The sequence below is a fragment of the Herbaspirillum sp. B65 genome (assembly GCF_000333555.1).
Lineage (GTDB): Bacteria > Pseudomonadota > Gammaproteobacteria > Burkholderiales > Burkholderiaceae_D > Herbaspirillum > Herbaspirillum rubrisubalbicans.
In genome coordinates, this window is the sequence record NZ_BADI01001234.1 from 1 (window position 1) to 1,263 (window position 1,263).

The window sequence follows — 1,263 nt, forward strand, 5'->3', positions numbered from 1 at the left end:
CAGAATACATCGAGGACGGCCACCACGGCGGCAAGGGCTCGGACGCCCACAAGGCCGCCGTCACCGGCGACACCGTGGGCGATCCCTACAAGGATACGGCCGGGCCGGCGGTCAATCCGCTCATCAAGATCATCAACATCGTGGCGCTGCTGCTGGTGCCCTTGCTGCCGACGGTGTCCTGACCCGATCTGACGGCAGCCCTGATTGTCGCCGCACGGATAGTCTGCCGTGCGGCGACCTGCGCATAATCCTCGCACCGCGAAGGGAAAGCCTGCATTGCCAGGCTGGCCGATTCGTCAAATAATGCCCCCTGATGTATCCCATCATCAATGGCTCGCCGGCCAGGCCATCCGCCTGGCTGCGCGCAGAGAAAAAACAGGAGACTCCATGCGTATTGAAGGAAATGTATTCATCGTCACCGGCGCAGCATCCGGTCTGGGTGCGGCCACTGCCCGCATGATCGCAGCAGCCGGCGGCAAGCCGGTGCTGGCCGATCTCAACGAGGAGGCCGGCAGTGACCTGGCCCGCGAACTGGGCGGCGTCTTCGTGCGCTGCGATGTCAGTTCGGAAGACGATGCCCAGGCCGTGGTGCGTGCCGCGCAAGCGGCCGGCAGCCTGCGCGGACTGGTCAATTGCGCCGGCATCGCCCCGGCCGAGAAGCTGGTCGGCAAGAATGGCCCGCACAGCATGGCGCTGTTCATGAAGACGCTCAACATCAACCTGGTCGGCAGCTTCAACATGGCCCGCTTTGCGGCCGATGCCATGGCCAAGACCGAGGCGCAGGAAGAGGGCGAGCGCGGCATCATCATCCACACCGCCTCGGTGGCCGCCTACGATGGCCAGATCGGGCAGACGGCCTATTCGGCTTCCAAGGGGGCCATCGTCGCCATGACCCTGCCGATGGCGCGCGATCTCTCGCGCAGCGGCATCCGCGTCATGACCATCGCCCCGGGCATTTTTGAGACTCCCATGATGCTGGCCATGCCGCAGGAAGTGCGCGATTCGCTGGGGCAGGCCGTCCCCTTCCCGCCGCGCCTGGGCCGTGCTACCGAATACGCCCAGCTGGCCCGCACCATCATCGAGAACGTGATGTTGAACGGCGAGACCATCCGCCTCGATGGTGCCATCCGCATGCAGCCCAAATAGACGGCATTTGCCTGCCAATTCTCTTGTCCACGGTGAGGGGGCTACTGATAAGCTCCCCTCATGGAGACCATGGAACACAAAACAGGCTTGATCCTGACCGGCGGCGGCGCACGGGCG

The 1,263-nt window shown here is 64.6% G+C and carries 2 protein-coding genes; both read left to right on the top strand.

Annotated features, from left to right (window positions below; all coding sequences use genetic code 11):
* Positions 1–182, top strand: a 182-nt coding sequence (locus tag I5W_RS28895) for a sodium/proton-translocating pyrophosphatase (protein ID WP_044531842.1), incomplete at its 5' end; no start/stop codon positions are given.
* Positions 183–387: 205 nt separating this feature from the next.
* Positions 388–1,146 carry an SDR family NAD(P)-dependent oxidoreductase gene (locus I5W_RS28900; RefSeq protein WP_034339326.1) on the top strand — a complete coding sequence of 253 codons (759 nt, stop codon included), beginning with the start codon at positions 388–390 and terminating at the stop codon, positions 1,144–1,146.
* Positions 1,147–1,263: the final 117 nt, after the last annotated feature.

What these genes read in the sequence shown, in the direction of transcription:
- I5W_RS28900 (WP_034339326.1), top strand. Translation starts at nt 388, where the DNA reads ATGCGTATTGAAGGAAATGTATTCATCGTCACCGGCGCAGCATCCGGT.